Source organism: Nonomuraea cypriaca (assembly GCF_015645445.1).
GTDB classification, from domain to species: domain Bacteria; phylum Actinomycetota; class Actinomycetes; order Streptosporangiales; family Streptosporangiaceae; genus Nonomuraea; species Nonomuraea cypriaca.
On record NZ_JADOGI010000028.1, the window covers coordinates 1 to 19,488 of the forward strand.

The window sequence follows — 19,488 nt, forward strand, 5'->3', positions numbered from 1 at the left end:
CCCCGACACCAAACCCGCCCCGAACCGGGCCCCGGACCCGCCCCCAAACCGGGCCCCGGACCCGGCGCCAAGGACGGCGCCGAAGAGGGCGCCGAAGAGGGCGAATGTCCAGGCCGCCGCCGGGTAGCGGAGCGACATGGGTAAGACCGACAAAGCCGTACTCGACGTCCTGCTCGACCGGTACGGCCGCACGTTCGCCGGCGAGGCCGGCATCAAGCTCTCGGACCACCCGAAACCGCTCTACCAGTTGCTCGTCCTGGCCATGCTGCTCAGCGCCCGGATCTCGGCCGAGGTCGCGGTGGCGGCCGCGAAGGAGCTGTTCGCCGCCGGGTACAGCACGCCGAAGGCCATGCGGGAGGCGAGCTGGCAGGACCGCGTGGACGCGCTCGGCCGCGGCCACTACCGCCGCTACGACGAACGTACCGCCACCATGCTCGGCGACGGCGCCGACCTCCTGATCGACCGCTGGAAGGGCGACCTGCGCAAGCTGCGCGACGAGGCCAAGGGCGACGACCGGCGGGTCGCCGCGCTGCTGATGGAGTTCCCCGGCATCGGGCCGACCGGGGCGGACATCTTCCTGCGCGAGGCGCAGGCCGTGTGGCCGCAGGTCGCGCCGCATCTGGACCAGCGGGTGCTGGACGGGGCGGGCAAGCTCGGGCTGCCGCGCCAGGCCCGCCCGCTGGCCTCGCTGGCCCACTCGAACGACGAGCTGGCCCGGCTGTCCGCGGCACTGGTACGGGTGTCGCGCAGCAAGCGCACGGTGGACGAGGTCAAGTCCGCGGCCCGTTGACCGGCGACACGCGGAACGCCGCCGGGGCGGTCGTATCCGCTCTGTTAGGTTCGAGCCATGGGTGAGTTTGTGAGCGTCGAGGTGGCTGACCAGATTGCCACGATCCGGCTTGATCGTCCAAAGATGAACGCCCTCAACGGCCAGGTCCAGCGCGAGATCGGCGAGGCGGCCGGCATCGTGGACGCCGACCCGCAGGTGCAGGCCGTCATCCTGTACGGCGGGAAGAAGGTCTTCGCGGCCGGCGCCGACATCAAAGAGATGGCCGACATGTCCTATGCCGACATGTCCACCCATTCCCGCAAGCTCCAGGCCTGCTTCACCACGGTCGCGCAGATCGGCAAGCCGGTCATCGCCGCCATCACCGGCTACGCGCTCGGGGGTGGTTGTGAGCTGGCGCTGTGCGCCGACTTCCGCGTCGCGGGGGAGACGGCCAAGCTCGGGCAGCCGGAGATCTCACTCGGCATCATCCCCGGCGCGGGTGGCACCCAGCGCCTGCCCCGACTGATCGGCCCGGCTCGGGCCAAGGACCTCATCTACACGGGCCGCCACGTCCCCGCCCCCGAGGCGCTCGCGATGGGCCTGGTGGACCGGGTCGTCCCGGACGAGCAGGTCTACACGGCCGCGCTCGAATGGGCCGCCACCTTCGTCGGCGGGCCCACGGTCGCGCTGCGCGCCGCCAAGCAGGCCGTCGACCACGGGCTCGAAGTCGACCTCGACACCGGCCTGGAGATCGAACGCGTCCAGTTCTCCGGCCTCTTCGGCACGGAGGACGCGAAGATCGGCATGCGCGCCTTCGCGGAGAAGGGCAAGCCCAAGTTCACCGGCCGCTGACCGGCACACGCCCTGGACGAAGAGCTGGAGGAAGAGCCCTGGGCGAGGAGCTCCAGACGGCTCTAGACGAACAGTTCGTCTACGGTCAGCGCGGTGGCCGCGCGATGCGCCCATTCGTCGAGCTGCTCCTGGCTCCTGCAGGACCTGATGGTCGTGAGGGCCTCGTCGGTCACCGTGATGCCGCGTGCCTTCAGCACGGTCAGCACGGCCCGCGCCTTGCCCTCTGACAGGCCGGCGGCTCGACCCTTGGTGAAGTGCTCGCGGGCGAACGGGCTGTGAACCGGCCAGGACGGCATGATCTCCTCCATGACCTGCCGCACCTCGGTAGGCGACAGGAGATATGCGTATTCGTAGTACTGCGCGCCGTGGTGTTCTTCGACCCTGCCCAGGGCCTCCATGAACGTCTCCGCGACCGCGTGGTCGCCGCCGTGGGCCATGACGGATATGACGGCCGCCTCCAGGTGCTCGGCGGCGCGGGCGGAGTCGGTGATGGGCTTGATCTGCTCGGGGCCGACGATCAGCGGATGCATCATGTAGCCGGGCAGGGTCGTGACGACCGGCTGCGAAGCCCAGGTGGCGACGCTGCGGTCGGGACACAGGACGAGCACCAGCACGGGACGGTTCAGCCGGAGCCAGAGCGCCGCCGCGCGCCTGGCCCACTGTTGCCGCTTCTCCTCACACGGCGAATCCTGCAGCTCGACGATGACGCTGTGCAACGGCTCGCGCCGCCACCCGAGGGTGAAGGCCTGGTCGCCCCTGCTCGGCTGCGTCGGTACGTCGCTCAGGTCCGCGGGGGCGACCTTCACCAGCGTGTCCGTCGGCAGATCTATGTCGAAGAGGTCCTTCAGCAGCTCCACGGCGAGCGTGGGCCGGTTCCTGAACAGGGTGTTCAACGTATCGTGTGCGGGGGAGGGCATGTTGCGGAACGTTATCATTCACTTACTCATAGTGACAGAGACTTCGGATGCCATCCCGCCGCCCTGCTTTACGCCCCGACACCTTGTGAACTCATGTAACGCCGCGTGCATCGGCAAAGCTGACATTTCACCGTACGCGTAGCGCCATTCGGGAAGGCCTGCCCATGAGGATGTGGGTTTGCCAGTATGGTGGCGTTTCATGATGCGCGTCCTCGTCCCTGCCCGGCTGCGTAAGGCCGTGCGTACGTGGTTCGACTCCCGTTACATCTCCATCGCCGATCATCGTCAGGACATCAGGGACGCGCTCTGGGAGGTCCAGACCCTGCGACGGGAGATGGCCACCCTCCACGGAGAGGTGGAGCGGCTCAAGAACGCCCGCCAGCCCGTGGTGGACCAGGCGAAGATCGCCGACACGTACCGGCTGGCCCAGGAGACGGCGAAGGCGCTGGACTGGGTGCTCCAGAACGAGGTGCTGTTCTGGCAGGCCATCGACGACCTCCGAAACCACCGCTACGAGAACATCCGCAGGATCGGCGGTACGGCGGGATCGTCGGGCCGCCCGCCCGGCGCATACGCCGACCCCACCGAGCGTCCGCTGGACGCGCCGGCGTCCGGCGTGATCGCAGGACGGTCGTCGGACACCTCAATGGTGGGGCACTCGGCGGACGCGTCCGGGTCCGGCGTGATGGCGGGTCGGTCGTCGGACGCCTCGATGGTGGGGCGCTCGGTGGACGGGTCCGGATCTGGTCTGATCACACGTCGGTCTGCGGACGCGTCGACTGTGGGGCGGTCGGCGGAGGGGTCCGGGTCCAGTTTGATCGCGGGAGGGTCTGCGGACGGGTCCGGATCTGGTCTGATCGCGGGGCGGTCTGCGGACGGGTCGGCGTCGGGTGTGATCGCGGGGCGGCACGGGGAAGGCTTGGGGCAGCAGTGCGTGTGACGTGGACGGGCGGGGAGCTCAACTTCCGGCTCGACCCGGAGGACGAGATCACCGGCAGGGCCTCGGACGAGCACCCCATCAGACTGGCCACGAACTCCTGCTCCATCGGCGGTGTGCCCGACGACGCCCACCCGGACCTCTTCGCCGTCGCAGCCTGGACGATCGTGGCGCCGTGGACCAGGAAGCAGGTCTCCTTCGACCGCGCCATATCGGCCGAGGTGGCCCAGACGCTCCACGACGGGTGGGGCGTCGAGGCAGGCCCGGTGGCCGCCGAGCCGCGCGGGCCCGGGGCGACGCTCGCGATCTCGTACAGCGGCGGGGCCGACTCCGTGGCGGCGGCCACGGTCTACCCGGACGCGCCCTTCGTCCACTTCCAGCGGGTGACGCACCCACGGGTCCCCAACCGCTGGCCGCATTACCGCTCCGACGTGCTGGCCAAGCTCGCCGCGAAGACCGGCAGGGAATTGACCGTCGTCACGTCCGACCTCGAGTACACCCTGTCCGACCCGCGCCCCGGTTACCCGGAACACCACGCGGTGGCGGCAGGCGCGTTGCTCCTCGCCGACCGCCTGAACCTCGGTGGCCTCGGTTTCGGCTATGAAATCGGTTCACGGTGGCTAGGCGGCGGTCGCTACTTGGGCCGCTACACGCCCGACAACCCCATGTGGTCGCCGCACGGCAGGTGGGGGCGGTTGTTCGCGGCGGTGGGCGTACATCTGGTGCTGCCCGTCGGCGGTGTGAGCGAGGCGGTCACCATGCGTCTCGCCCTGAGCTCCCCGCTCAAGGACCAGGTCCGGTGGTGCCTGCGCGGCACCGGCGGCCCGTGCCGTACCTGCGGGAAGTGCCTGTACAAGGAGCTCATCCAGGCCGCCGTCGAGCGCCGCCCGCTCAACACCCCCATCACCGCCGACCAGCCCGCCGCTCGCAAGTGGCGTAAGAAGCCGCCCTACGGCGGACAGGAGATGATCGAGTACGGGCTGGCGCGCATTCCCGGCATCGAGGACACCCTCTTCGCCAAGGCGCTCGAATACTTCGACGCAACCGAGGAGTCCACGAGCTGGCTCGACCACTGCTACCCGAAGGCGCTCGCGGAGATCCCCGATCAGTGGCGCGACCAGGCGGTCGCGTTCATGACGGAGAACGTCGGCATCATGACGGAGGCCGAGGTACGGCGGGTCGAGACATGGGGCTCCTGACGCCGTTGAGGACAGCAGGCGGAGACGCGGAGCTCCTGACGCCGCCGAAGGATGGCGGGGGAAGACGTCCTGACGCGGTCGAAGCAGGCCAGGCGACGACGTCGAGCTCCCGACGCGGTCGAAGCAGACCAGGCGAAGACGTGGAGCTCCCGACGCCGTCGAGGGACGGTGGGCGAAGATGTGGGGATCCTCGACACGGTCGAGGGACGGCATGTGAAGACGTGGGGTCCTGAGGCGTTGAGGGGCGGCGGAGTCGTGGGGTCCTGAAAGCGGTGAGGGGCGACGGTGGAGACATGGGCTTTCGACGTCGTTGAGCGGCGGCGCGGGGACATGGCCGGGTTGATCGAGGAGTTGGGTGCGTGAAGGTCTATCTGTCGGTGGACATGGAGGGCGTGACGGGGTTGACCGACCCCGAGGAGATGCACGCCGGCAAGCGGGGCTATGAGCGCGGCTGCGAACTGATGACCGCCGACGCCAACGCCGCCGTCGAGGGGGCGTTCGCGGGTGGGGCGACGAGCGTGCTGGTCAACGACGCCCACGGCTCCACCAAGAACCTCCGGATCGAGCTGCTGGACCCGCGGGCCAGCCTCATCCGCGGACCCGGCAAGGCACAGCGGATGGCGCAGGGGTTGGACAGGTCGTTCCAGGCCGCCTGCTTCGTGGGCTACCACGCCCGTGCCGGCGTGCCGCACGGCGTGCTCAACCACACCTGGATGGGCAAGGAGATCCAGAACGTCTACCTCAACGGCGGCCTGTGCGGCGAGACGCGGCTGGTCGCGGCGTGCGCGGGTTTCCACGGTGTGCCGGTCGTGCTGGTCACCGGGGACGAGGCCGTCGGTGAAGAGGCGCGTGAGTTGCTCGGCGACGTCGAGACCGTGCCGGTGAAGAAGGGGATCGACAAGTTCTCGGCCGAGTTGCTGCCGCCGAGTGTCGCCCAGGCTCAGATTCGTGAGGCCACGGCGCGAGCGCTCGGCCGGTTGAGCGACTTCACGCCCTATCAGGTGGCGGCGCCGTACACGCTGGGGGTGGAGTGGAACTCCACTGCCATCGCCGCCGCGGTGGCGTTGGTTCCCGGCGTCAAGACCGTGGGGCCGCGGCACACCGAGTTCACGACGGACGACTTCGCCCAGATCATGGCCCTGTTCGGCATCTTCGCCACCATCGGCGGCCAGATCGCCTGCGGCAGCGGCCCCTACGGCTGAGGCCGCAGCGACATGCGGAATCGCGGGGCGGGATGGCCGGGCGGAATCGCCGGGCAGGATCGCGGGGCGGGATGGCCGGGCGGAATCGCCGGGCAGGATCGGTGGGCGGAATCGCCGGGCGGGATCGCGGGCGAGATGGCCGGGCGGGATCCTTGAGGCGAATTGTTGGGCGTGAGTGTGAGGGCGTAGGGAGCGGGTGGACGTGGAAGGCGCGGCGCTGACCCGGCGGGGGTTGCTCGTCGGGATCGGGGCGGTCGGTGGCGCGGGCGCCATGTACGCCGCCATGGGCGCCCTCGGTCTGGCGCCCTCCGAGCAGGACAAGGAGTTCGCCGCCCCCAGGCCGGGCGACTTCGCCCTGCGCGGCAAGGGCGCGGCCAAGGTGGTGATCCTTGGCGCGGGCGTGGCGGGGCTGACCGCCGCGTACGAGCTCGGCAAGGCCGGCTACGACTGCACGCTCCTCGAAGCCAGGGAGAAGGCGGGCGGCAGGAACCTGACGTTACGCGCCGGCGACCGCCTGACCGAGCTGAACGGCCCGGCGCAGGAGGTGACGTTCGGCGAGGGCGTGTACTTCAACGCGGGACCCGGCCGCATCGCCCCCTGGATGGTCACCCTCGACTACTGCCGCGAGCTCGGCATCCCCATCGAGACGTTCGTGAACAGCAACGCCGCCGCCTACGTGCACACCAACGGCCAGACGATGCGGGCGCGCACGGCCCGCGCCGACATGTACGGATATGTCGCGGAGCTTCTCGCTAAAGCCACAAATATCGGCGCGCTCGACAAGGCTATCACCGGCGACGACCAGGAAAGGCTGCTCGAATTCCTGAGAAGGTTCGGCGACCTGGGCCCCAAACTGGAGTACGAAGGCTCCGAACGGCGCGGTTTCACGAAATTTCCGGCAATCGATACCGGGACCCCGCTCCAAGCCCCCGGCCCCCTCCACCAGATCCTCGCCGCGGGCACCGGCAGGGCCATCACCAACGACTTCGGCTACGACCAGGCCACCCCCATGTTCCAGCCCGTCGGCGGCATGGACGCGATCGTCGCCAAACTGACCGACGCGGTGGGCCAGGACCGCATCAGAACGGGCGCCAAGGTCACCAAGGTCACGACCATGGCCGACGGCGTCGAGGTCGTCTGGGACGGCGGCGCCATCAAGGCCGACTACTGCGTGGCCGCCCTCCCGCCCCACGTACTCGCCAAGATCCCGCACAACCTGGGCGCCCAGATCACCACCGCCCTCGCCACCCCGGTCCCCGTGGCCGCCGGCAAGATCGGCCTGGAGTACGGCACCCGCTGGTGGGAGCTGGAAGACCGCATCTACGGCGGCGTCACCGAGACCGACCTGGACATCACCCACATCTGGTATCCATCCCACGGCTACCACTCCGAACGCGGCGTCCTCGTCGGCTACTACAACACCGAGCGCGAAGCCGAGCTGTACGGAGCCCTCACCCCGGACGACAGAAGGCGCCGGGCGCTCACCCAGGGTAAGAAGATCCACGGCGAGAAGTACCGCCAGAACATCCTCTCCAGCGCCTCCATAGCCTGGCATCGTCAGCCGCACATCCAAGGAGGCTGGGTGCGCTGGCCCGCCTTTGATTCGTCCTTCACTCTTCTGCAACGCCCCGCGGGAAGGGTGTACTTCGCGGGCGACTGGCTCACCCATCTGATCGCCTGGCAGGCGGGCGCCATGGAATCGGCGCGCGACGCCGTCACCAGGCTGCACCAGCGGGTGCTGCGGTCCCCGTGACGGGGTCGCCACTCCCTTGAGCGGCCGCTGGACACCGTGACCTGCGGTGGACCATCGGACGCGGCCCGCCGTAGTGTCGATGGGAGGAGCGACCCGAGGAGATGGGATGACGTTGCACTGGGTGCCCGCGACCGAACGGACCGACCTGCTGGCCGATCCTGTGGCGCTGGCCGTACCGCAGGTGGAAGGCGCTGAGGTGGCCGAGATCGACCCCGAACTGGCCGACACGGCGGCGTTCTGCGAACGGTACGGCGAGCCGCTCGGCGAGTCAGCGAACTGCGTGGTCGTGGCGGCCAGGAGGGGCGGCGAGACGCGCTACGCCGCGTGCATGATCCTCGCGACGATGCGCGTCGACGTGAACGGCGTCGTACGCCGGCATCTCGGCGCCCGCAAGGCCAGCTTCGCGCCGATGTCCGACGCGGTCGAGCTGACCGGAATGGAATACGGCGGCATCACCCCGCTCGGCCTGCCGGGCGACTGGCCGATCCTGGTGGACACACACGTCGCGGAGCAGCCGAGGGTGGTGATCGGAAGCGGTGTGCGCCGATCCAAGCTCGCCGTCTCCGGCGCCGCGCTGGCCGGGCTGAAGGGCGCCGAGGTGCTCGCCCTGTCCGGCTGACAGGCATGGCCAGACGCCGGGACCGGCCCTGATGGCGTCGAAGTAAAACTGAAGCCGATTCGAGACCGTTGGATGGGAAACCGATGAGCCCTTTCTGGACGTTGTACGAGTGGGAATGTGGCCTCATGGTTCATCTCGTGGGCGGGGATTAAGCCGGTATGGTGCTTCATGCCATGAACGATGACCGACTAGGCCCTTACCGGCTGCTCAGGCGGCTCGGTGAAGGCGGGATGGGCGTTGTCCACCTCGCTGTCGACCCGCAGGGGCGGCAGGTGGCGGTCAAGGTCCTGCGCGCGGAGGTCGCCGGTGACGAGGTCGCCAGGCGGCGGCTTTCGCGCGAGGTCGAGACCATGCGCCGGGTGCGCAGCGAGTTCATCGCGGAGGTGCTCGACGCCGACGTGACCGGTCATCGGCCGTACATCGTCACGCGTTACGTGCCTGGCCGCCCGCTCGACGAGATCGTCAAGGACGACGGGCCGCTCGACCTGCCCGCGCTGGTCAGGGTCGCGCACGGAGTGGCCTCGGCGCTGGCCGTCGTCCACTCGGTGGGCGTGATCCACCGCGACCTGAAGCCCGGCAACGTGCTCATCCTGGACGGCGAGCCGGTCCTGATCGACTTCGGCATCGCGCAGGCGGTCGACGCCACGAGGCTGACCCAGACCGGCATGTTCATCGGCACGCCCGGCTACCTCGCGCCCGAGATCATCGAGGGCCAGGAGGCGGGGCCCGAGGTCGACATCCACGCGTGGGCGGGCACCCTGCTGTTCGCGGCCACCGGCCAGCCGCCCTTCGGCAAGGGCACGCTGGAGATGATCTTCTACAACATCACCGCGGGCAAGGCGGACGTCAGCGCGGCCCCGGGGACGCTGCAGCCGCTGCTGAAGGCGGCCTTCCAGCGCAACCCGGCCAAGCGCCCCAACGCGGCCGACCTGGCCGAGCAGGCCGCCAGGATGTTGCCCAGGCAACCGCCCGGTGCCGCGCCCGACGAGATCTCGACCATGCCGCGCCCCGAGACGCCGCCGGCCGACTTCGCGACCCCGCCGCCGACCGGCTCCGCGGCGTCTCCGCCGACCGGCTACGGCACGCCCTCGAAGGCCGACCACGCGCCGCCGCGCGTGGGCGACCACCCGGCCTACGACCGCTCCACGCCGCCGGTGACGCCGAAGCGGCTGCTCGAGGGCCAGGAGCAGCCCGCCCAGCCGCCGCAGGACCAGCCGTACGTCTCGCTGCTGCCTAACCAGGCCGACCCGTGGCCGACCCGCAGGGTGTCGCCGGAGGAACTGCGGCAGATCCAGCGCGAGGCCGGCGTGTCCCAGCCGTGGCAGCAGCCGACCGGCAACCCCGCCAACAACCCGAACAACCCGGTCAACAACCACGGGCCCGCCGCCCAGCAGGGCGAGGCCGACGTGCCCACCAGGCGCGTACGCCCGGGTTCGCCCGACTACGGCAGGCTGAACACGGGCCCGGAAGCAGGCCGGCTCAGCCAGGACGCGGGCAGGGAGGCGGGCAGGTACGGCCAGGGTCCCGACGCGCCCGAATACCATCGGCACGGCCCGACCCCGGCCCAGCCGCCGCCCTACATCCCGGCGCAGCCGCAGTACCAGCGCGACCCGCAGACCAGGCGCGAGCCGTACATCCCGAGCGTGCCGCCGGGCAACGTGCTGCAGCGTTCCCGGGCGTACGGCGTGGCGGGGGCGATGCTTTTAGTGCTCATGATCGTGGCGGCCGTGTTCGCGCCCGTGCTCGTGGCGGTCGTGGCGGTCCCGGTCGCGGTGCTGCTGCGCGCCGCAGACCTGGCGCAGCCGCAGCTCACGGCCCGCAGGGCCGCGGGGGCGGCGGCGCTCGACGTGCTCCTGGTGCTCGCGCAGCCCGCGGCGCTGGCCAAGTCGGCGGGCATCACGCTGGCACTGGCACTCTACGCGCTCATCCTGGGACTCCCGGTGACGCTGCTGCTCACCGTGGTCGCCGGGATGGACCCGTCCTACGCACTGGCCTGGGGCGCCGCGATCGCTCTCTGGACCGTTTGCGCAGGCCCCGGAGTCGAGGGGCCGGGCAAACAGATGCGCAGAACGCTCTCATCGCTCGTACCCTCGAGAACAGCGGCCATGGTGATGGCGGGAGTCCTCGCGGCGGGTGCCGCGCTCTCGCTGATCCTCGCCGCGAGCACGTTCGGGGACAAGGCAAGGGGGGCCGTATGGAGCCCGCTGGACGTCCAGCCAGTGGTCGGGGAACTCGAAGGATTGAGGGGGAGTTCCGGGGAATGACGCGGGGAAGGCGGCGATGACCATCCAAGCACCAGAACGCCTCGGACCCTACCGGCTGGTCAGGAAGATCGGCGAGGGCGGCATGGGGGTCGTCCACCTGGGCCTCGACGGCGACGGCCGCGAGGTCGCCATCAAGGTGCTGCACCCCCACGTGGCCGCCGACCTCAAGGCCCGCGACCGGCTGACCCGTGAGGTCGAGACCATGCGCCGGGTGCGCAGCCCGCACGTGGCCGAGGTCATCGACGCCGAACTCGTGGGCGGCCAGCCCTACGTCGTGACCCGCTTCGCCCCCGGCCGCACCCTGGAGGACACCGTCCTGGCCGAGGGGGCCCTGGAGGCGCGCGAGATCATCAGGCTCGCCCAGGGGCTCTGCCAGGCCCTGGTGGCCATCCACGCGGCCGACGTGATCCACCGCGACTTCAAGCCCTCCAACGTCATGCTCGTCGACGCCGAGCCGCTGGTCATCGACTTCGGCATCGCCCACCTGGTCAACGCGACCAGGCTCACCCAGACGGGCATGTTCGTCGGCACGCCTGGCTACCTGGCGCCCGAGATCATCCGCGACTCCGAGATCACCCAGGCGGCCGACGTGCACGCGCTGGCGTCCACGGTGTTCTTCGCCGCGACGGGCGCGCCGCCGTTCGGCACGGGGACGTTCGAGGCGGTCTGCTTCAACATCATGGAAGGGCGGGCGCAGCTCGACAAGGCGCCCGTGTGGCTGCGCGGCTGGCTCAGCCGGGCGCTCAACGTCGAACCGACGGCCCGGCCAGGTGCCCAGGAGCTGCTGCGGATGGCCAGGGCGCTCGACCCCGCCGTCACCACGTTCAACGAGGCCGCGTTCGAGGGGCCGACGGGCACCAAGCGGATGGGCGACCGTACGCGGACCATGGAGACGTTCTCCGACCTGCTCCCGCCGGTCGAGTACGGCAGCACCGCGCCGCCGCCGACGGCCCCGTCCCGCAAGCAGGCCCGCCGCGAGCAGCAGCCCCCGCCCTACCGCGAGGAGCGGCCCCCGCCCTACCGCGAGGAGCGGCCGCCGCCCTACGTGCCCGCGCCGGTCGCCGCCCGGCAGCCGATGCCACGCACCGACCAGCGCGTGGCCGGCTATCCCGCGCCGCAGCAGCAGGCCAGGCCGTACACTCCGCCGCCCGAGCCACGCCGGCACACGCCGCCGGCCGAGCGGAAGAGATACCTGTTCGGCAGCCAGCTCGTGGGGCTGCTCATGCTGGTCACGCTGATCGCGCTGACCGTCATGATGCCGGTCACGGTGGGCGCGATCGCCGTCGCGCTCGCGCTGGTGCTGCGGCTCGGCGAATACCTCTTCGGCGACCTCGTCAAGAGGCGCCAGGTGCGGGGCAACAGCGCCGCCGATCCGCTGCTCGCCCTCGTCGGCACGCCGTGGGCGCTGGTGAAGTCGGCGCTCGTGACGGCGGTGCACGTGCCGCTTGCGCTGCTGTTCGGCGTGTGCGTCTGGGGCGTCCTCTACTGGGCGGGCCGGATGGGCGTCAACGACGCGGCCGCGTACGCGGCGGGCGCCGTGGCTGCGGGCCTGTTCGTGCTGCCCGGCGGCGGCGCGCCGCGCAAAGCCGTCACCCGCACACTCACCGGCGTGCTGCGCAGCCCTGGTGCGGCGCTGGTCGCGGTGGTGCTGATGGGCACGGCGGCGCTGTTCGCGGTGATGTTCGCGCTCGGGCAGGAGCCGGTCTGGTCGCCGTGGCGGGCGCCGGAGTCGGTCATCAACGACCTGGCCGACGACGCCCGCCAGAACACCATCACCTTGATCACCGGCTTGATCGGCAACCTGCTCGACACCCTCGGGCTGGGGTTCCTGACCAACTGGTTCTGAGTGTCCCCGCCGCCTCCCGTGGGGAGAGGTAGTGTCCCCGTCGCCTCCCGTGGGGAGAGATGAGGTATGAGCGAGCACCTCGGCCCGTATGAGCTACTCTCCCGGCTCGGAGCGGGCGGGTTCGGTGCGGTACACCTCGCGCTCGACGCCGAGGGCCGCACGGTCGCGGTCAAGGTGCTCCACCCGCACGTCGCGGCCGACGGCGGCGCGCTCGCCCGACTGGCGCGCGAGGTGGAGACCATGCGCAGGGCAGGCGGGCCGCACGTGGCGGAGGTGCTCGACGCCTCGCTGGAGGGCGCGAGGCCGTACCTCGTGACCCGTTATGTCCAGGGCCGTCCGCTGAGCGCGGTGCCCGTGCCGGTCGCCGACCTGCGCAGGCTGGCCACTGGCCTGGCCGACGCGCTGCTGGCCATGCACGAGGCCGGTGTGGTGCACCGCGATCTCAAGCCGGCCAACGTGATGATGACCGAGGGCGAGCCCGTCGTCATCGACTTCGGCATCGCCAGCGCACTCGACTCGCTGTCTGTCACGGCCTCGGGCGCGGTGGTGGGCACGCCTGGCTACCTGGCGCCCGAGGTGCTGGAGGGCAAGAGCGCGGGCGTGGAGGCCGACGTGTTCTCGTTCGGGGCGACGCTGGCGTACGCGGCGACCGGGCGGCAGCCGTACGGGCAGGGGCCCGCCTCCGCGGTCGCCTACCGCGTCGTGCACCACCCGCCCGACCTCGAAGGCGTGCCGGACTGGCTGGAGCCGTTGTTACGGGAGTGCCTGTCCACCGACCCGGCGGCGCGGCCGACGGCCACGCAGATCTGCGCCAGGCTGGGCGTCGCGCCCGTCTCCCACGTGCGCCAGGTTCACCCCCAGCCCGCCGGTACGGTCGCGCGCCCCCACCCCGCCGCCGACGACGAGAGCACCAGGGAGTGGCGGCCCGGCAAGGAACGGCATCGCAGGACGGTGGAGGAGTCCAGGGCCAGGCACCGGGAGAAGGTGCGCAGGTGGTGGCTCGTCGGCTCGGGGTTGTTCGTGTCGCTGCTGGCCGCCGCCGCCCGTGAGCCGCTGCCCGAGGTGGCGCTCTTCCTGCTGGCGGCGTACGCGCTGGGCGTGGTCTCCGACGCCGGCGTCGCCTTGTTCTCGCGGAGCCCTTACCGGCGTAGCCGGATGATCGTCGATATGGTCAGTGTTGCGGGGGCCGTGGGGCTCTGCTTCGGGCTGGCGGCGCTGTTCAGCACGTTCACGCTGGCCCTGTTCGCGGGGACGGCGCTCGTGCTGGGCATCGTGTTCCTGCTGTCGGCATGACCCCCCGGCCGCACGAACAGAATGAAGTTCGGTATGGTGGGGAGGCAGGGGCACAGCGTGTTTGCGCTTAAGCTACTGCTGGGTAACATGACCGAAAACCACAATACACACCCGCTGCCAGGAGCCCGGCGGGCACCTGGCAGTCTGGACAGCATTGCATCCGGCGCCACCGCAGCGAGGCGGGGGCGCACGCGAAACGGGAGGTCGGCCACCGGCCATGAACATCGTCGTCTGCGTGAAGCAGGTCCCCGACACGGCGACCGAGCGCAAGCTGCGGTCCGATGACAAGACGCTCGACCGGGACGCCGCCGACGGCGTGGTCAACGAGCTTGACGAGTACGCGGTCGAGGAGGCACTGAAGCTCAAGGAGGCCCACGGTGGCGAGGTGACGGTGCTCACCATGGGCCCGGGCAAGGCCACCGACACCATCCGCAAGGCCCTGGCCATGGGCGCCGACAAGGCCGTCCATCTCAGCGACGACGCGCTGCACGGTTCGGACGCGCTGTCGACCTCGTACGCGATGGCGCAGGTGCTCAAGAAGATCGGTTTCGACCTGGTCATCCTGGGCTCGGAGTCCACCGACGCGCGCACCGGCATGCTCGCCGCGATGCTCGCCGAGCGCCTGGGCACGCCCCAGCTGACGCTGGCCAACAAGGTCGACGTCGAGGGCTCCTCGATCAGGATCCAGCGCCTCGCCGACTACGGCTACGACAAGGTCGAGGCCACGCTGCCGGCCGTCGTATCCGTGGTCGAGAAGATCAACGAGCCGCGCTACCCCTCGTTCAAGGGCATCATGGCGGCCAAGAAGAAGCCGGTCGAGACGCTGGCCATCGGCGACGCCTCCATCGACGCCTCCCTGGTCGGCCTGGGCGCCGCGTGGTCCGAGGTCGTCGACTTCGCCGCCGCGCCGCCGCGCGCCGCCGGCACGATCGTCAAGGACGAGGGTGACGGCGGGACGAAGGCCGCCGACTTCCTCGCCGACAAGAAGTTCATCTGAGAACGGGGGATTGCGGAAATGTCGGAAATTCTCGTTCTCGTGGAGCATGTCGACGGCGAGGTCAAGAAGGTCACGCTGGAGTTGCTGACCCTGGCCCGCTCGCTCGGCACGCCCGCCGCCGTCTGGGCCGGTCCCGGCATCACCGCCGAGGCCAAGGCCAGGCTCGCCGAGTACGGCGCTGACAAGATCTACGTCGCCGCCTCGGGCGACATCGTCGACTACGTGGTCGCGCCCAAGGCCGAGCTGCTCGCCCAGCTCGTGGCCGCGAAGGCGCCTTCGGCCGTCCTGATCGCCGCCACGGCCGAGGGCAAGGAGATCGCCGGGCGCCTCGCGGTCAAGACCGACTCCGGCGCCATCACCGACGCCGTGGGGCTGGGTGACGGCTTCGTGGCCGACCAGTCCATTTTCGGCGGTGGCATCAACGTACGGGCGAAGGTGAGCAAGGGGACGCCGATCTTCGCCGTACGTCCCAACTCGACCGCCCCCGTGGCGGCCGCCGGCGCCGGGACCGAGGAAGAGGTGGCGGTCACCCTGTCCGACGCCGCCAAGGCCGCCCGCGTCGTCGAGCGGGTCAAGCAGGAGAAGGGCGCCCGGCCCGAGCTGACCGAGGCCGCGATCGTCGTCTCCGGCGGCCGCGGCGTGGGCTCAGCCGAGAACTTCTCCGTCATCGAGGGCCTGGCCGACGCCCTGGGCGCCGCGGTGGGCGCCTCCCGTGCCGCCACGGACGCGGGCTGGTACCCGCACCAGTTCCAGGTCGGCCAGACGGGTAAGACGGTGTCGCCGCAGCTGTACATCGCGGCCGGCATCTCGGGGGCGATCCAGCATCGGGCGGGCATGCAGACCGCCAAGACGATCGTCGCCATCAACAAGGACCCCGAGGCGCCGATCTTCGAACTCGCCGACTATGGGGTCGTGGGCGACCTCCACCAGGTCGTTCCCCAACTCACCGAAGAGGTCAACAAGCGCAAGTAGCCCTTTCGGAGCCGGGGCCCGCCTTCTCCGCGGGCCCCCGGCTTCACGGGCGAGGTCCTCGCGGTGGGCGCTTCGCGGGGGGAAGATTCAGGCCGTCTCAATCGTGGGGATCGCGGCGCTCTTCATCGTCCTACCTCGCGTCGTGCGCGGAGACGAGAGGCTGGCCAGGTCGGCGCTGCTCACGCTTTGGCATCCTCCTCGACGGCCCAGATCGACGCATCGATCAAGGCGACTGGGGTGTCTTCTGTCGTGAGCACCTCCGCCCACACGGCCTTGCCTCCAAGGGAGTCATCGCGGACGCCCCACCGGACCGCCGTCTCCTCGACCAGTCGGAGGCCACGTCCCGAAGAGGCCGTATCACTGGATTCGCACACCTGCGGCGCGGTAGACGCTCCTTGGTCGATAACGTCTATACGGGCCATGTTCTGGCCGATTTCCCGGATGTCCACGGTGACCAGCCCACCCGCCAGCCCCGAGACGGTATGCACCACCGCGTTTCCCACCAGCTCGCTGACCACGAGCAGCGCACCGTCGACGTTCTGATGCCCGGCTGCGGCCAGGACGCTTCTAACGCAGTGACGAGCCACGGACACCGAGCGCGCAAGTCCCGGGAAGCCCGTGACCAGGCCGGGTCGTACGGTGAAGGTGAGATCGTCCACGGCGAGCACCTCGCCGTGGCGTTTGGTCAATCCGGTGAGCTGGATCATGGGTCCAAGCGTGGGGCGGCGGGTTGAGTGCGTTCTGTGGGAATCTGTGCGTTCTCTGTGAGGGGGCCACGCCATGAGGGCCTGCCTGCAGAAATCCACAGGTAACTCCCAGATCCGAGCAATTGCCGCCACCTGCCCGTTACGTTACGTTTGTCCAGCTGTGGCGCCCGTTACCGCAGTGGTTCCGGCGCCCACTCCAAGAAGAGAGCGAACAGAGGGACGAAGGGCAGCAGAACGCAGCATGGGCGTCGTGAACACCGGCATCAAGCGACGGTTTCGGCTTCTGGGGCAGGCGCTGCGCCCCCCGCGGCCGCTGACGGCGGCGGAGGCCGCAGAGAAGTCGAAGGCCCCGCGGCCTCCGAAGCGCACGCAGGTCGTCGACTACAACATTCCGATCATGCCGCGGCAGGTGGAGTCGCCGGTCTTCGTGATCGCTCCCGTGCGCTCGGGTTCCACGTTGTTACGCATGCTGCTCAACAGCCACTCCCGCATCCGCGCCGCGCATGAGCTGCACCTGCGCACCATCGGGGTGCAACTGACCCCCGGCTTCTCCGAGCAGTCCATGCAGGAGCTCGGGCTGGACCAGGTGGAGCTGGAGCACGTGCTGTGGGACCGCATCCTGCACCTGGAGCTGCTGCGCAGCGAGAAGGACATCGTCGTCGACAAGACCCCGGGCAATGTCTTCACCTGGGAGCGGCTGCATTACGCCTGGCCGAAGGCGAAGTTTCTCTTCCTGCTGCGCCACCCGGAGGCCGTGGTCTCCTCGCTGGAGAACCGCAAGGGCAACACCGCCACCCGGGCCGCCCTGGGGGCGAACGCGCTGAAGTACTTCAAACCCTTGGAACAGGCCCGCCGCACCCTCGACGGCCTGACGCTGCGGTACGAGGAGCTGACCGCCGACCCCGCGCGGGTCACCCGCGAGGTCTGCGAGTACCTGGGCGTGGAGTGGGAGGCTGGGATGCTCGAATACGGCGAGTACGACCACGGCCCGTTCCTGCCGAACCTCGGCGATCGCAGCGACACCATCAAGTCCGGCCGGATCCAGCCCGCCCGCACCCTGGAGTACACCGGCGCGACGTCACCCGAGCTCGCCAAGTACGCCGTTGCCTGGGGCTACACCTGACCACAGCCCCGGCTCAGCGTGCACTGAGCTGTTTCCGGGTGCGCCCCGCCGTGCGACTCTTGGGCCATGGACGATCGGCGGGGTGCTCAAGCTCGCCGCCACCATGAGACGGCCCGCCTGAGGCGGAGGTCAGGCGGCGGCCTCGGCGGGCTCGCGCTCCCGCGTGGGGAGCGGGCTGACCGTGGCGCGCTCCGCGCGTGGCAGGAGGCGGGCGGCCAGCGCGATCAGCACGCCCAGGACCACGCCGATCCCGAGCGCGGTACGCAGCGAGGTGGCGTCCGACAGGAACCCGATCACGACCGGGCCGAGCAGCAGGCCCGCGTACCCCATGGCGCCCGCCTGGGCGATCGCCGGGCCGGGAGCGTCGGTCGCGGTGCCGGCCAGCGACAAGGTCAGCGGCGAGATCGTCGCCACGCCGAGCCCGACGAAGAACATCGCGAACACGGCCACCATCGCCGCCGGCGCCACCAGCACGACCGCGAAGAACCCGGCCGTCGCCACCCCGGAGACGGTCAGCATGCCGCGCACCCCGAACCTGACCCGCAGCCGGTCGCCGATGAGCCTGGCGACCAGCATGCCGGTCTCGAACACCGGGTACCCGAGCGCAGCCAGCGCCTCGGGGGCGCCGAGTTCGTCACGCATGTACAGGCCGTTCCAGTCGGCGACCGTGCCCTCGACCATGAACGCGAAGAACATGATCGTGCCCAGCAGGTAGACGATCGGCGGCATGCGGCGGCGACCCGCCGTGGCCCGCTCCGCCGTCGCGGCCTCCGGCAGGTACGTGCGGCCGAGCAGCACCATGACCGGCAGCGACAGCACGCCGACCAGCGCCACGTTGGCGGTGAACGACAGGCCCGCGGCGATCGACAGGCTGCCGAGGACGCCGGCTGAGATGGCGCCCACGCACCAGCCGGCGTGCATGCCGTTCATGAGCGGACGGCCGTACGCCTGCTCGACCGTGGAACCCTGGGCGTTCATCGCGACGTCGACCGTGCCGAACGCCATGCCGAAGAACACCACGGCCGCGAGGAGCGACGGGAGGTCAGGGGCGAACGCCACGGCGATCAGTCCGAGCGCGGTGAGCGGGCCGCCGACCCGCAGGACCGCCCGGCTGCCCGCGCCGGCCATGACCCGCCGCATGGACTGCATGGTCACCAGCGCGCCCAGCCCCCATGCCAGCAGGACGGCGCCGACCGTGGACTCGGACAGGGCGAGCTTGTCGGTCAGGGCCGGGATGCGCACGGTCATCGTGCCCACCATCAGGCCGGCGAGGACGAAGGTGAGGACCGCCCCGTAGCGGGCGTTCCTCAGGTCGGGGGTCATACGGCTGCTCCTCGTACGAGTTCATCAATGGGTTTCTGGCGCGTCAGCACCCCCGGGCCGTGGAGACGGGCAGGGGGTGACCAGGGAGGGGACGCAGGGAAGGTCCGAGCGGGCTTCAGCCGGGCTCTCAAGACGTGGGACCGGCCCGGACCGATCACGGTCCGGGCCGCGGTGCTGGTGAGGGTGGGTGAAGGGTGGGTCAGGTGGGTTTGAGCAGGGCTCTGAGGCGGGTCTCCAGGGCCTGGAGATCGTCCTCCGTGTTCAGCTCCGGGTCGTGGCTGGCCACGTCCCAGAGCCCTTCACACGCGAGCCGGACGATCTGGGCCCCCACCGGATCCGGCTCCTCGCTCAACCCCTCCCGATGCCATCGGGCCATGGCCTCGCGCAGCGGCGCGAGCAGGAACAGGTTGCCCGACGCCCCGGTGACGACCGCCCACCGTCGCAACCTCCCCGAACGGACGGCCGCCATCGTGGCGCCCACGTAACGCTCGGTATAGGTCGCGCCGGGCTGGGCCGCCACGAGCTCGTCGAAATCTTCGATCAACCGCTCCACCATGCCCTTGATCAGGGCTTCTTTGGAGCCGTAGTGATAGAGAAGACCGCCTTTGCTCACGCCCGCGCGGTCCGCCACGGCGGCCAGGGTGAGCGCGGTGGAACCCTGGTCGCAGAGGAGCTCCTCCGCCGCGTCCAAGAGTCCGTCCCTTCTCATACGGCC

At 70.4% G+C, this 19,488-nt stretch carries 17 protein-coding genes; 13 read left to right on the top strand and 4 right to left on the bottom strand.

Annotation, left to right across the window (positions count from 1 at the left end; translation table 11 throughout):
• Nucleotides 1–136: 136 nt before the first annotated feature.
• A complete protein-coding gene (locus tag ITP53_RS12020) occupies nucleotides 137–790 on the top strand; it encodes a hypothetical protein (RefSeq protein ID WP_195895432.1) in 654 nt (217 codons plus the stop codon).
• A 57-nt stretch (nucleotides 791–847) separates the two neighbouring features.
• On the top strand, nucleotides 848–1,621 hold the full coding sequence (locus ITP53_RS12025) for an enoyl-CoA hydratase/isomerase family protein (protein WP_195895433.1): 774 nt from the start codon (nucleotides 848–850) through the stop codon (nucleotides 1,619–1,621).
• A 62-nt stretch (nucleotides 1,622–1,683) separates the two neighbouring features.
• Here ITP53_RS12025 and ITP53_RS12030 read toward each other — a convergent pair whose 3' ends face one another.
• Complete coding sequence (locus ITP53_RS12030; protein WP_195895434.1) at nucleotides 1,684–2,538, bottom strand: hypothetical protein; 855 nt, start codon at nucleotides 2,536–2,538, stop codon at nucleotides 1,684–1,686.
• 199 nt (nucleotides 2,539–2,737) lie between these two features.
• Here ITP53_RS12030 and ITP53_RS12035 point away from each other — a divergent pair, with 199 nt between their 5' ends.
• The 10 genes from ITP53_RS12035 (at nucleotide 2,738) to ITP53_RS12080 (ending at nucleotide 15,620) form a co-directional block, all read left to right on the top strand.
• Nucleotides 2,738–3,478 (top strand): hypothetical protein, encoded by a 741-nt coding sequence (locus ITP53_RS12035; protein ID WP_195895435.1) that lies wholly within the window; start codon nucleotides 2,738–2,740, stop codon nucleotides 3,476–3,478.
• Nucleotides 3,475–4,674: a DUF6395 domain-containing protein gene (locus ITP53_RS60225; RefSeq protein WP_328814375.1), complete on the top strand. Its 1,200-nt coding sequence runs from the start codon at nucleotides 3,475–3,477 to the stop codon at nucleotides 4,672–4,674. Before ITP53_RS12035 ends, ITP53_RS60225 begins: the two co-directional genes overlap by 4 nt.
• Before the next feature lie 359 nt (nucleotides 4,675–5,033).
• Nucleotides 5,034–5,876, top strand: coding sequence for a M55 family metallopeptidase (locus ITP53_RS12045; protein WP_195895437.1), 843 nt, complete (start codon nucleotides 5,034–5,036; stop codon nucleotides 5,874–5,876).
• Nucleotides 5,877–6,072: 196 nt separating this feature from the next.
• The gene (locus ITP53_RS12050; RefSeq protein WP_328814376.1) at nucleotides 6,073–7,629 is read left to right on the top strand and encodes a flavin monoamine oxidase family protein; all 1,557 of its coding nucleotides are present in this window, start codon (nucleotides 6,073–6,075) and stop codon (nucleotides 7,627–7,629) included.
• A 106-nt stretch (nucleotides 7,630–7,735) separates the two neighbouring features.
• A complete protein-coding gene (locus ITP53_RS12055) occupies nucleotides 7,736–8,248 on the top strand; it encodes a YbaK/EbsC family protein (RefSeq protein ID WP_195895438.1) in 513 nt (170 codons plus the stop codon).
• 173 nt (nucleotides 8,249–8,421) lie between these two features.
• Nucleotides 8,422–10,512 (top strand): serine/threonine-protein kinase, encoded by a 2,091-nt coding sequence (locus ITP53_RS57305; protein ID WP_236050740.1) that lies wholly within the window; start codon nucleotides 8,422–8,424, stop codon nucleotides 10,510–10,512.
• 16 nt (nucleotides 10,513–10,528) lie between these two features.
• Nucleotides 10,529–12,358 (top strand): serine/threonine-protein kinase, encoded by a 1,830-nt coding sequence (locus tag ITP53_RS12065; RefSeq protein WP_195895439.1) that lies wholly within the window; start codon nucleotides 10,529–10,531, stop codon nucleotides 12,356–12,358.
• A 66-nt stretch (nucleotides 12,359–12,424) separates the two neighbouring features.
• Nucleotides 12,425–13,651: a serine/threonine-protein kinase gene (locus tag ITP53_RS12070; protein ID WP_195895440.1), complete on the top strand. Its 1,227-nt coding sequence runs from the start codon at nucleotides 12,425–12,427 to the stop codon at nucleotides 13,649–13,651.
• Nucleotides 13,652–13,868: 217 nt separating this feature from the next.
• Complete coding sequence (locus ITP53_RS12075; RefSeq protein WP_195895441.1) at nucleotides 13,869–14,648, top strand: electron transfer flavoprotein subunit beta/FixA family protein; 780 nt, start codon at nucleotides 13,869–13,871, stop codon at nucleotides 14,646–14,648.
• 18 nt (nucleotides 14,649–14,666) lie between these two features.
• Nucleotides 14,667–15,620, top strand: a complete 954-nt coding sequence (locus ITP53_RS12080) for an electron transfer flavoprotein subunit alpha/FixB family protein (RefSeq protein ID WP_195895442.1) — start codon at nucleotides 14,667–14,669, stop codon at nucleotides 15,618–15,620.
• Nucleotides 15,621–15,799: 179 nt separating this feature from the next.
• On the opposite strand, the gene ITP53_RS12085 is transcribed toward ITP53_RS12080, so the two are convergent.
• Complete coding sequence (locus ITP53_RS12085) at nucleotides 15,800–16,327, bottom strand: ATP-binding protein (protein WP_195895443.1); 528 nt, start codon at nucleotides 16,325–16,327, stop codon at nucleotides 15,800–15,802.
• 250 nt (nucleotides 16,328–16,577) lie between these two features.
• On the opposite strand from ITP53_RS12085, the gene ITP53_RS12090 reads away from it, so the two are divergent.
• Nucleotides 16,578–17,450 (top strand): sulfotransferase family protein, encoded by an 873-nt coding sequence (locus ITP53_RS12090; protein ID WP_207755874.1) that lies wholly within the window; start codon nucleotides 16,578–16,580, stop codon nucleotides 17,448–17,450.
• A gap of 129 nt (nucleotides 17,451–17,579) precedes the next feature.
• On the opposite strand, the gene ITP53_RS12095 is transcribed toward ITP53_RS12090, so the two are convergent.
• Nucleotides 17,580–18,773 carry an MFS transporter gene (locus tag ITP53_RS12095; protein WP_195895445.1) on the bottom strand — a complete coding sequence of 398 codons (1,194 nt, stop codon included), beginning with the start codon at nucleotides 18,771–18,773 and terminating at the stop codon, nucleotides 17,580–17,582.
• 199 nt (nucleotides 18,774–18,972) lie between these two features.
• The gene (locus ITP53_RS12100; RefSeq protein WP_195895446.1) at nucleotides 18,973–19,482 is read right to left on the bottom strand and encodes a TetR/AcrR family transcriptional regulator; all 510 of its coding nucleotides are present in this window, start codon (nucleotides 19,480–19,482) and stop codon (nucleotides 18,973–18,975) included.
• Nucleotides 19,483–19,488: the final 6 nt, after the last annotated feature.

Excerpts from the sequence above, each read along its gene's own strand:
- ITP53_RS12095 (WP_195895445.1), bottom strand. The coding sequence starts at position 18,773 with ATGACCCCCGACCTGAGGAACGCCCGCTACGGGGCGGTCCTCACCTTC.
- ITP53_RS12080 (WP_195895442.1), top strand. The coding sequence starts at position 14,667 with ATGTCGGAAATTCTCGTTCTCGTGGAGCATGTCGACGGCGAGGTCAAG.
- ITP53_RS12025 (WP_195895433.1), top strand. The coding sequence starts at position 848 with ATGGGTGAGTTTGTGAGCGTCGAGGTGGCTGACCAGATTGCCACGATC.
- ITP53_RS12070 (WP_195895440.1), top strand. The coding sequence starts at position 12,425 with ATGAGCGAGCACCTCGGCCCGTATGAGCTACTCTCCCGGCTCGGAGCG.
- ITP53_RS12055 (WP_195895438.1), top strand. The coding sequence starts at position 7,736 with ATGACGTTGCACTGGGTGCCCGCGACCGAACGGACCGACCTGCTGGCC.
- ITP53_RS57305 (WP_236050740.1), top strand. The coding sequence starts at position 8,422 with ATGAACGATGACCGACTAGGCCCTTACCGGCTGCTCAGGCGGCTCGGT.
- ITP53_RS12075 (WP_195895441.1), top strand. The coding sequence starts at position 13,869 with ATGAACATCGTCGTCTGCGTGAAGCAGGTCCCCGACACGGCGACCGAG.
- ITP53_RS12100 (WP_195895446.1), bottom strand. The coding sequence starts at position 19,482 with ATGAGAAGGGACGGACTCTTGGACGCGGCGGAGGAGCTCCTCTGCGAC.
- ITP53_RS12035 (WP_195895435.1), top strand. The coding sequence starts at position 2,738 with ATGATGCGCGTCCTCGTCCCTGCCCGGCTGCGTAAGGCCGTGCGTACG.
- ITP53_RS12085 (WP_195895443.1), bottom strand. The coding sequence starts at position 16,327 with ATGATCCAGCTCACCGGATTGACCAAACGCCACGGCGAGGTGCTCGCC.
- ITP53_RS12030 (WP_195895434.1), bottom strand. The coding sequence starts at position 2,538 with ATGCCCTCCCCCGCACACGATACGTTGAACACCCTGTTCAGGAACCGG.
- ITP53_RS12065 (WP_195895439.1), top strand. The coding sequence starts at position 10,529 with ATGACCATCCAAGCACCAGAACGCCTCGGACCCTACCGGCTGGTCAGG.
- ITP53_RS12020 (WP_195895432.1), top strand. The coding sequence starts at position 137 with ATGGGTAAGACCGACAAAGCCGTACTCGACGTCCTGCTCGACCGGTAC.